Source organism: Embleya sp. NPDC005575, from assembly GCF_040605455.1.
In the GTDB taxonomy this organism is placed as follows: Bacteria; Actinomycetota; Actinomycetes; order Streptomycetales; family Streptomycetaceae; genus Embleya.
On record NZ_JBEXCV010000231.1, the window covers coordinates 1 to 10,330 of the forward strand.

Here is a 10,330-nt window from a genome sequence, read left to right on the forward strand (position 1 = left end):
CCAACTCTTCAAGCTCCTCGAACGATCCGAGCAGCCGGCAGACGCCGGTGACCAGAAAACCCCTCAAGCGGCTTGACGAGATATAGCAGCCTCGGGGGGAAGCGTGGGTGCAACTATCCGAGTGTGGTCACTCGTCCCCTCGGGCATGACCATGGCGCACCCGCACCCGACCCTGCACCCCGCCCGGCCCCTGGAACCACCGGAGTGGCCGCACTGCGGCCGTGATGCCACAGCAGCGGACCCGGTGGGGTGCCGTGGGGTCCACCTCTCCGGTCACACGGCCTGCCTCGCCCACCTGACCAGGGCCGAACGCGACGCCTACCTGACCGGTCTGGGCCCCGGCAGCCATATCGACCATCGCGGCACCACCTTCGCCGAACCCCTCCTCGCGGCGCTCCTCGACGCTCTGCGTACTCCCACGGAGGCTCTCCGCCTCGGCTTCGCCAATTTCGGCTCGGCGGTCTTCGAGAGTGAAGCCAGGTTCGATGCGGCGGTCTTCGACAGAGGTGCCAGTTTCGAGCGGGCGGATTTCCTGGAGACTGCCGTGTTCCACTCGGCGTGCTTCAAGGGCAATGCCCGGTTCGAATCGGCGACCTTCGGGGGCCGGGCCATGTTCGAGATGGCGGTCTTCGAGGAGTTGGCCCTGTTCGACTCGGTGACCTTCCAGCAAGAGGCCGGGTTCAGTCAGGCGACTTTCAAGGACATCGCCACGTTCGAGACGGCGGCCTTCGAGGGCAACGCGGACTTCGAATACGCGGACTTCGAGGACGGCGCCAAGTTCTCCTCGGCGTCCTTCGAGCGCCGCGCCCGGTTCAAGTCGGCGACCCTCGGGGAGATCGTCCGGTTCGATGAGGTGACCTTCAAGGAAAGAGCCGTCTTCGAGTCGGCGGTCTTCGGGTACATCGCCATTTTCGAATCTGCGATCTTCGCGGGTGAGGCGGACTTCCGGTCGGCTGCCGTCCAGCACCACGCCCTCTTCCACTCGGTGACCTTCCGAGGCGCTGCCAGGTTCGAGGCGGCCACCTTCGGGGGCGACCTCAGGTTCGACCGGGCGAGCTTCGAGCGGCCCGACCATCTGGGGCCGTTTGTGTGTGCCGGGCGGGTGGGGCTGTCCGGAGCGGTGTTCGGTGGGCCGGTCACTCTGTCGTTCGCCGCGCGCCGGGTGGAGTGCCGGCGTACTCACTGGACGTCGACGGCCGAGATACGTCTGCGCTACGCCACGACCGACTTCTCCCACTTGTTCGTCGTCTCCCCTCTGACCCTCGTCGCGGAGGCTGCTCCCTTCGCCCTGTCCGACGGACGGACACTGGAGGAAGAGGCTTTCGCCGGCGCGCCCGACACCCGGGTGCGCCTGGTCTCGTTGCGCGGGGCGGACACGAGGCATCTGGTCCTGGCCGACATCGATCTTTCCGGGTGCCTGTTCACCGGGGCGGTGCATCTGGACCGGATACGGCTGGAGGGCGTCTGCATCCTCGACACGGCCCCGCGCCGCCCACGCCGATGGGGCCATGGTCCACGTTTCACCCCGCGCCGCACTCTGGCCGAGGAGCACCACTGGCGCGCGGGCCGGCCAGGGGCGGCGCGGGGCTGGAACCGGGCCGTGCTGCTCGGCGCCGGGCAAGTCGGCCCGGCACAACTGGAGCCGGTGTACCGGGCGCTGCGCAAGGCTCAGGAGGACGCCGGGAACCAGCCGTGGGCGGCGGACTTCGCCTACGGCGAGCGGGAGATGCGCCGCCACGACCGCACCGGCACCACTCGCGCCGAACGTGGACTGCTCCACGCGTACTGGCTGCTCTCCGGGTACGGGCTGCGTGCCTCCCGCGCCCTGGGCTGGCTCGCCGCCTCCATCGTCCTTACGGTGTTGCTGCTGATGTGGGCCGGGATTCCGCAGGACTCACCGAAGCAGGAGGCCGCCAGCCGCGTACCGGCCGGCGGGGGCACGGTCACTTTCGAGATCGGCGAGACCAGCCCCAGGAACCCCACCGGGGACCGGTTCACCGGCGAGCGTTTCGAGAAGTCCCTGGACGTCGCGCTCGGTGCTCTGGTGTTCCGCTCCTCGGGACAGCCCCTGACGACCGCCGGTGGCTATATCGAGCTGGCCTCAAGGGTGAGCCAGCCTCTCTTGCTGGGCCTGGCGGTCCTGGCCGTCCGCAACCGCGTCAGACGCTGACGGGCACAGCGCGCGCACCGCACCGCCGCGCCACGGCACGAACCGACCCCCGGGGCCTGGAGAAGCGAATGCCGCACGTCGAGGGCTCCAGCTCCAGTCAGGCGTTGTTCATCAGCGACAGCTCAAGCGAACCGGCCACACATGCGCAGTACCGGCGTGGTCGCCTCACCCGCCCACCTGGACGGCGGGGCCGTGTGCGGCGATCGATCACCGCACCCGTCCGGCACCGGTGTGTGGGGCCCGTTTCCGGTGCCCCACACCGGTGGGCCCCACGCCGGTGGGCCCCACGCCGGTGGGCCCCACGCCGGTGGGCCCCACGCCGGTGGGCCCCACGCCGGTGGGCCCCACGCCGGTGGGTCATCCTCCGCGCAGTGAGGTCCAGGCGACGCCGGCGGTGCTGGTGACGGAGACGGCGGCCAGGGCCAAGGTCGGGGAAACATACAGGTTCAGGCGTAGGTGTCGCCCGATGGTGAGGTCTGAGGTGCCATTGATCTTCCGGACAGGGACCCGCGTAGGGTTGTGAAGATCCGGAAAGAGAGACGACGTTGCCGCCAAGGTATTCACAGCAGTTCAAGGATGAGGCCGTCCGTATGGTGATCGACGGGCCTCGTCCGATCACCAGTGTCGCGGCTGAGTTTGGAATCCACGAGACGACGCTCGGGAATTGGGTCGGTAAGTACCGAAGGTCGCTGGAGAGCCCGCTTGCCGAAGCGGAAGAGCCCAGGACTGATCGGGAAAGGATTCTGGAGCGAGAGTTGCGGAAACTCCGAGAAGAGAACATCTTCCTGAAAAAAGCCGCTTCTTTCTTGCCAGCGAGAATCGGTAAGCTCGAAATACGAGCTCATCGACGCGGAGAAAGCCCACCACCACGTCGTCGACATGTGCCGTTGGTTGAAGGTGTCGCGGTCCGGGTTTTACGAGTGGAACGGCCGCCCCGAATCGGCCGCCGCCACACGCCGCGGTCGCCTGAGAATGATTCGCGAGATATTCGCGGCCAATCATGAGACCTACGGGTACCGCCGAATTCACGCGGTCCTGGCGCGGTCGGGCGAATCGGTGTGTCCCGAGTCGGTACGGGGCCTGATGCGGGAGCTGGGCCTCGTACCGTGCCAGCCCCGGCCTTGGAGGGTCGTCACGACCCAGCCCGGGGGCGCCCACGAGCGCATACCCGACCTGGTCGGTCGCGACTTCACGGCCGACGCACCCGGCAGAAAACTCGTGGGTGATATCACATACATATCGACCTGGGAGGGGTTCTTGTATGTGGCCACGGTCATCGATTGCTTCAGCAAGGCGGTGGTCGGATGGGCGACGGCCGACCATTTCAAGACGTCGTTGATATCTTCGGCGCTCGATATGACCGCAGGAAATCTGAAGATGGAGGAAAACGCGGTCTTCCACTCGGATCGGGGCAGTAATCTTGAGTTCAAGGGGTCGTTGCAACACCGCTTCCTTGCAGTGAGCGTAGATGATCGTTGAGGGCCTCGGCGGGGGTTCGCCAGGAAGATATCGATGTTGGAGATGCGGCAATCGGTCGGGCGGACGGGTGTCTGCTGGGACAATGCGATGGCGCAATGCCGTTTAGCTATTATAGAAACATCACATTCGAGCTGTCCGGAAAATGCATAGCCCCTCAGTCAACGATCGCCCTGGCACCACCAGGCAGTCCGCATGCGGTGCTTGTCGGACTCCCCGACGGCACTCGGGCCGTGACCTCACCCCGCTTAATACTCCAACCGTAGATCTTGATCTTCATGGGGTCTGGGCTGTTTGTCGCAGGTAGTGGCCGTCGCGGGCGCGGGCTTGGTGGCGTCGTCGCCAGTCGGACCACGAAAGCCGGTGGGTTGGGGCGTGGACGGGCTGGACAATCAGCGTGGTGAACAAATGCTGGATCTCGTTGCAGGTCAGCGGGATCAGCCCGTCCGGGGAGGGGTGACGGGTCTGTTCGTGTGCGGCGGTGATGGCGAGGAAGGCGTGCGCGAGCATCGCGAGGGTGACCCACCGGCGCCAGGACGTCCACCGCCTCACCTGGTGTTCGTCAAGTCCGGCCAGGCCCTTCCCGGACTGGAAGGTTTCCTCGACGGTCCATCGGCGTCCGGCGACGCGCACGAGGGTGGCCAGTGGAACGGCAGTGGGTGAGTAGCAGCGGTAGAAGGCGAGATCGCCAGTGCGGCGGTTGCGCCGGATCAGCAGTTGGTGGTGGCCGGGGCGGGTGTCGGTGATGTCGGCCACGGCCCAGTCGTAGAAGCGCAGCCCCTTGGCTCCGGTGCCTGCGGAGCGTTGCTGCCAGGCCCGCTTGGGCAGCTTCTTGGCCAGGGCGTCGGCCCGGAGCTTCCCGGCGTGGGTGGGGATCTGGTGGTCGCAGGCGACGGCGAGGACGTAACCGGTCTGCCGGGCTTCGAGTGCGGCGCGCAGGTGCGGGTTGGCGCCGTAGACCTCGTCACCGGTGACCCAGGCGGCGCGGATACCGGCGTCCAGGGTGCGTGTGATGACCGTGGTGGCCAGGGCCGGCTTGGTGGCGAAGCCGATCTCGCCTGGGATCCCGGCTGCCTGGCAGCGTTCCGGGTCATCGATCCACGAGCGCGGGACGTACAGTTCCCGGTCGATGGCGGCATGTCCGGCCGGAGTTGAGTAGACGAGGTAGACGGCGACCTGCGAGTTTTCGATGCGGCCCGCGGTGCCGGTGTACTGGCGCTGCACGCCCACCGTGTGGGTGCCCTTCTTCAGATCGCCGGTCTCGTCGACGACCAATACGGCGTCCTGATCGCCGAGGTGTTCGACGACGTATCCGCGCAGGTCGTCGCGGACTGCCTCGGCATCCCACTTGGCCCGGGCCAGCAGGTGCTGCAGGCCATCCGGTGTGGCGTGTCCGGCATGTTCGGCGATCGTCCAGCAGTTTTTCCGTGGCAGGTTCGACAGCAGTCCCACGACGAGGGACCGTGCGCGGCGTCGAGGTTCGACCCGCGCGAAGCGGCCTGCGATCCGGCCCATCAGGTCATCGAACATGTCCAGCCAGTGAGCGGGGTCTAGGCCATGGCTTGCGGCCTCCGCTTGATCTTCGTTGGTCCACACAGCACGCGATGATCATCGGTGGCCGTACCTGTCTTCACATCGCCCCTGACCAGCGAGATCGCGGCCTATGGCTTGATTACTTAGGATATGTTCGGTGGTCAATCTCGAGGCCTTCGGTTGGAGGAGGTTCGTGATGGCGCACGATGGCGGGTTGAGGCTGCATCTGCAGCGTGTCCTCCGCGCACCGCGCTCGGTCGTATTCCGAGCCTTGACCGAACCGCAGGAACTGGCCAAGTGGTGGGGCCCTGACGGATTCGTCACCCCAAGTGTGGAAAGCGACCTTCGGCGAGGAGGTGGTTATCGGATCGCGATGCAGCCTCCGGAAGGCGATCTGTTCTACCTGGTGGGGGAATTCGTTGAGGTCGATCCTCCGGCACGCCTGTCCTACACCTTCCGGTGGGAGGATCCCGATCCCGAGGACCGGGAGACGGTGGTGACGCTGTCGCTTCGCGATATCGGCGGTACGTGGGCCGAGTTGGACTTCAGCCAGGGCAACTTCGCCACTGAGCGGCGCCAAGCTCTTCACGAGGAAGGCTGGACTCAGAGTCTCAACAAGCTGGAGGAGCTGATGTCGTCGGCTGCGTCGGCCTGAGATCTTTACCGCAGGAGAGAAGGCCCTGCTGGTGGCTGCACCTGTCTTCACATCGCTCTGACCAGCAAGATCGCGATCTACGGTTGGAGTATTAACCGCCTTCCAGGCCCGCCCGGTCGCGCGCCGAGGGCACCACGCTGACGTAAGCCGCCTCGTGGAGCTCTCAGCCGAGGGGCCGACGAATCGGGGTGACGTTGTGCATCACGATGTCGAGGTCCGACGCGGACGCGCCTGCTTGGGTGAGAACAGCGCTCGCAAGGGTCAGCCTGGTCGCCGTCTGGCGGAGCGTTTCGATCTCAGCCCTCTGATGGGCGATCGTCGTGCGCCGGCGCAGGCGGCCTGCCGCGTCGCGGTAGTAGTTCTGCAGGACGATCTGCCGCAGGGTCTCGGCCTGCGGGCCGGGTCGGTGGTCCGGTGCGTGGCGGTGGAGGCGTTCCGGCAGTTGGTGGGCGTCGTCGCCGGCAGCGAGGATCCTGGTTCTGGGCCGGGTGGGGTTCTTGCCCAGGCGGACGGGACGACCGTAGCGGCGCCCCCATTCCTCGTCGACCAAGCCGACCAGCAGGTGCGAAGCGGTGCGGGCGACTTCTTCCAGCGCGGCACGGACGGCCTCGGTGACCGGTTCCAGTCGGGTCAGGTCGCGCACCGCGGCCAGGACGTGGGTGGAATCGGTGCGCTGCGTGGTGCGCTCGCGCACCAGTCCGGCTTCCTTCAGGCGCGCGAGCGCGAGGTCGAGGAGACGGTCGGCGCGGTCGTCCTGGGCGATGCGCTCGCGGAAGTCGGCCGGCACACTGTGGTGGAAGCCGGGGTCGTCCAGTTCCATGGCCAGGGCATATTTGAAATCGATGCGGCAGCGGACCGCTTCTGCCGCTTGCCGGTCCGACAGGCCCAGCAGGAACTGCAGTACGCAGACTGTGGCCAACTGGGAGGGCGAAAGACCGGGACGGCCGTCGCGCGGGTACCAGCCGGCGAAGTCCTCGTCACACCACAGCCCGTCCAACCGGTCCCGCACCCATATAGCCGTCGTCCCGCCCGGGTTGCTTGCCCGCGCGATCTGCGCGGTCAGAGGCGGGACTTGCTCACCGGAACGGGGACGGAGCGACAACGGGCACCTCGACAATTGCATCGGCCTGCGAAACAGTCCCGAGCATGCCCGCTGATCATGCTCGCGCACCGGGAAACACCAAGATCACCGACAGAGTCAAGCTGAGCGAGTGCGTGGTCCACTGCGGATCGCTCCAGTGCGGCTGCGAGGTTGCGCAGTGTGACCACGGCCGCGAACGTATCCTCGGCATGCTCGGGCGAGGGAACGTCTTTGGCCTCGATCACGCATCAACTTTGTTGATGGTGGATCGGCGCGTCAACAAAAGTTGATGACAGGGGTCGTCGAGGATCGAGGATCGAGGTCCGGTGTCGATGGTGTCGGCACGGCGCGGTACGAAGGAGCCATGACAGCCAGGTTCGACAAGCTCGACGACAAGGGCGTCCCGCCCGCCCTCACCGGACTGATCGGCGGTTTCCTCTACTGGGAACCAGGTGCGCTCGCCGGGATCGAGCGGATCGGCGGATACCTGGCCGGCACCGCGGACCCGTCCGCCGGGTGGGACGCCCCGGAACGCGTCGGCGCCGGCCAGTGGACCGCGTTCATCGGCCGGACCGGGGCGCTCGCGTTGCGCGCGGCGTCGCCGTCGACGCGGCCCGAGCGTCGGGAGCGGTTGCTCGCACTGCTGGAGATATGGGCGGACAGCGTGTTCGTCGACCCGACCGTGCGGATGCGCACGGGAACGGTGCGCGACCCGGAGCGGGACGCGGTGCGCGACGAGCGCGGCGCCACGATCCTGATCACCCACCTCCGGGGCGGCATCCGGGTGCTCGAAATGCGCACCGGGGACGCCGAACCGCCCGGCCTGGGAGCGCTCGAAGAGGTCGACGAACTGCCGCGGGCCGACTGGGGCAGCGCCCGGCAGATCCGCGACCTGGTCGCCCTGGTCCGCGAACGAGGGCCGATGGCGTGGGACCCGGAAGCGGTCACGCAACTTGCCGCCGACACTGGGATGTCCCGCGCCGCCGCCGCACTGGCGCTCGCGGGCACGCCCGGGACGGACATGTTCCACAAGCCGTTCCTGGACGCCGACGAACGCGGTCTGCTGGGCCTGAAGGCCGGCGAGGTCGAGACCGCACGCGTCGAGTCGGGACGGCCCGGCGCCGTGGGCTGGCTCGACCTGCTCGCCGAGGTAATCCCCGCAGGTCCCGCCGACCTGTGGGCACCGGACGCCCCGCGACGACTCGCCGGCCGGATCGCCGCCGCGTGGCATGCACGCCACGGCCGGCACGCCCCGATTCCGGAGACCTCGCGCGCGCTGATCGCCGAGCGGGAGCCGAAGCTGCCCGCGGCCGAACTGTGCGAGGCGCTGGCCCACTCCGGCTCCGACCCGCTGCTCGCCGAGGACCTCGACACGTGGCTGCAGGCCCCGCACGACAGCGGCATCGGGCTTGTCGACGCTACGGGTTGGGGCACCGCGCCGCGACGAATGGGGAATCTGATGGCGGACCTGGCCGCACTCGTGCCGACCGTGTACGCCGAACTCCCCGCCGGCGATCCGATCCGCGAGGGCCTGCCCGCGTTGATGCGCGACGTGCGCGCCCGGCTGGACCACCCCGGGCTGTTGCTCTCCGGCGGCCACCTCTTTTGCGAGACCACGGTCGACGACCTGCGCACGCGGTTCGGGCCGCACCCGTACGACGGCCGGGAGCCGCTCTCCGCACCCGTCTTCGACGACGGCCTGACGGTGGCCGCCGGAGCCGCGCCGCCGTCCTACTACGGTCGACACCGGCACTATCCCCACTTGTACTTCCGGCCCGCCGTGCTCGGCGACGACGGCCGCGCGCAGCGGCTCCGGGACACACTCGGCTTCAGCGGCAAGAGCGTGCTCGATGACGTGCGACGACTGCGCGGCGACTACTTCACCCGGATCGTCGCCCGCGTGGAATCCGGCGCGCTGCCGGTGGGCGGGTACGAGGCGAACCCCGCCGCGAGCGTGCCCGACCTGGTCGAACGCGCCGCGAAGGCGCTCGGCCTGGCCCCGGACCCGGCCGCGCTGTACCTGCAACTGCTCGCCCTGGAGGCGCCCACCGATCGCGGCGTGCGTACCTGGAACGGCTGGACGCCGACGCGGCACCGCAAGGCCGTCGCAGCTCTCGTGGCAGCGGGCCTGGCCGTCGCCGACAAGCGCCCCCGGGCCGGGCGCGGCGTCTACCTGCCGGGCCCCTGGGCGCCGGCGGCCAAGCCCTACCAGCCGATGGAGACGTGGAAGGCGGCTTTCCTCGGCGTCGAGGTCGCCCGCTACGACGGCGCGATCCACGACCGCGTCGTCCTCGACCGCACGCTGCCCGAACTCTTCGCCGACGCCTGGGAGTCGGTCGAGCGGGGCGAGGGGCCGGGCTGACCCCAGGCGCGGGGAAAGACCTGCGGCGAGGTCGACCATGCCGGTCAGTTCGGCGACCTCGGCGCCGTCTCGCAGTGTCCCGTTCTGGTCCAGGGCGGGATGCCAGAGAGCTTCGGGCAGTGAGCGGATTGCACGACGGACTGGCTCGGTGACCGCGTATCCGACCGAGAACCGCAAGTTCAACCCGTGCTCGCGCAAGGTTCGGATGTGGGCGAGGAAGGCTTTCGCGGATCCGGCGCTGTCGGCGCGGACCAGGATCTGGGTGCTGTACCGGTGAGCGTCGGGGATCTGAGTGAGAGCGTCGTCCAACACCGCGATGTGATCGGCGGCGGCGCCCACCTGCTGCGCGGCCTCCACCTCCCGGACGAACCTGCGCCGGAATTCGGTCACGTCGCCGTTCAACAGGTACGGGTGCACCACCTTCACCGCAGCTGCCGTCCCGTCCGGCGCCCGCCCGAGGAACACCCGCCCCATCCCGCCCGAGCCCAACACCCCGACCAGCCGAAACCGCCCCACCTGCTGCGGATCTCCCGTGTTCAACTGCTCCATCACGCCCCCGAATCACGACCCGTTTTCCGACCGTATGACGGCCGGAACTGCTGGATGCCCAAGACCATGGCACACCCCGCGCCACGATGTACGAGGGTGGGGCCTCGATCCGCTCGATCATGGACGCCACCGGGCGGTCGTACGGCACCGTCGAGCGCATGCTCCGCGAGGTCGGGACCACCATGCGCACCCGGGGCCGCCGCGTGTCGGCGCCGACCCCCGACGCCCGGCGCGCGACGATGTCCTTGGCGGGCTGCGGAAGTTCGGCCGGCAGGTCGACGACGGGAGTGGCCGATGAGTTCGGCGAACAAGTTCGGCGCCGCGTGCGCGAACCGCGAGTGCAACACCTACGTGGCGCCGCGCGCGGGCGTCGTCACGCGTAGGGGTTGGGAGGGGTTATGCCCGAAGGGCGGGTGCGTGGTCGGTGTCTATCCTGGCGCTGTTCGTGGTGCCGTGGGTGATGGCGCCGGCCCGCAAGGTGGATCCGAAACCGATGCTCTCGGG

6 protein-coding genes and 3 pseudogenes are annotated in these 10,330 nt (G+C 68.4%); 6 read left to right on the top strand and 3 right to left on the bottom strand.

Going from position 1 to position 10,330, the window contains the following annotated elements; all coding sequences use genetic code 11:
• The first annotated feature begins 244 nt into the window (after positions 1–244).
• The 3 genes and pseudogenes from ABZS54_RS39960 to ABZS54_RS39970 all read left to right on the top strand — a co-directional run bounded on the left by ABZS54_RS39960 (position 245) and on the right by ABZS54_RS39970 (position 3,649).
• Positions 245–2,170: a pentapeptide repeat-containing protein gene (locus ABZS54_RS39960; protein ID WP_355547389.1), complete on the top strand. Its 1,926-nt coding sequence runs from the start codon at positions 245–247 to the stop codon at positions 2,168–2,170.
• A gap of 590 nt (positions 2,171–2,760) precedes the next feature.
• Positions 2,761–2,889: pseudogene (locus ABZS54_RS39965) on the top strand (IS3 family transposase); the annotation flags it as partial.
• 160 nt (positions 2,890–3,049) lie between these two features.
• Entirely contained in the window at positions 3,050–3,649 is a 600-nt protein-coding gene (locus ABZS54_RS39970; RefSeq protein ID WP_355547392.1) for an IS3 family transposase, read from the top strand.
• Positions 3,650–3,922: 273 nt separating this feature from the next.
• Here ABZS54_RS39970 and ABZS54_RS39975 read toward each other — a convergent pair whose 3' ends face one another.
• Positions 3,923–5,161 (bottom strand): IS701 family transposase, encoded by a 1,239-nt coding sequence (locus ABZS54_RS39975; RefSeq protein ID WP_355547403.1) that lies wholly within the window; start codon positions 5,159–5,161, stop codon positions 3,923–3,925.
• Between the two features lie 175 nt (positions 5,162–5,336).
• On the opposite strand from ABZS54_RS39975, the gene ABZS54_RS39980 reads away from it, so the two are divergent.
• Positions 5,337–5,834, top strand: a complete 498-nt coding sequence (locus ABZS54_RS39980; RefSeq protein ID WP_355547395.1) for an SRPBCC domain-containing protein — start codon at positions 5,337–5,339, stop codon at positions 5,832–5,834.
• Positions 5,835–5,997: 163 nt separating this feature from the next.
• Here the strand turns inward: ABZS54_RS39980 and ABZS54_RS39985 are convergent, their stop codons facing one another.
• Positions 5,998–6,936, bottom strand: a complete 939-nt coding sequence (locus ABZS54_RS39985) for a transposase (RefSeq protein WP_355547397.1) — start codon at positions 6,934–6,936, stop codon at positions 5,998–6,000.
• A gap of 343 nt (positions 6,937–7,279) precedes the next feature.
• Between ABZS54_RS39985 and ABZS54_RS39990 the strand changes: the two genes are divergently transcribed.
• Positions 7,280–9,277 (top strand): hypothetical protein, encoded by a 1,998-nt coding sequence (locus tag ABZS54_RS39990; RefSeq protein WP_355547400.1) that lies wholly within the window; start codon positions 7,280–7,282, stop codon positions 9,275–9,277.
• Between the two features lie 24 nt (positions 9,278–9,301).
• Here the strand turns inward: ABZS54_RS39990 and ABZS54_RS39995 are convergent.
• Positions 9,302–9,604: pseudogene (locus tag ABZS54_RS39995) on the bottom strand (IS1380 family transposase); the annotation flags it as partial.
• A 311-nt stretch (positions 9,605–9,915) separates the two neighbouring features.
• Here ABZS54_RS39995 and ABZS54_RS40000 point away from each other — a divergent pair.
• A pseudogene (locus ABZS54_RS40000) lies at positions 9,916–10,023 on the top strand (helix-turn-helix domain-containing protein); the annotation flags it as partial.
• Positions 10,024–10,330 lie beyond the last annotated feature (307 nt).

Bases quoted from the DNA above. Each gene is read 5' to 3' on its own strand.
- ABZS54_RS39970 (WP_355547392.1), top strand. From the start codon at position 3,050: ATGTGCCGTTGGTTGAAGGTGTCGCGGTCCGGGTTTTACGAGTGGAAC.
- ABZS54_RS39975 (WP_355547403.1), bottom strand. From the start codon at position 5,161: ATGGGCCGGATCGCAGGCCGCTTCGCGCGGGTCGAACCTCGACGCCGC.
- ABZS54_RS39990 (WP_355547400.1), top strand. From the start codon at position 7,280: ATGACAGCCAGGTTCGACAAGCTCGACGACAAGGGCGTCCCGCCCGCC.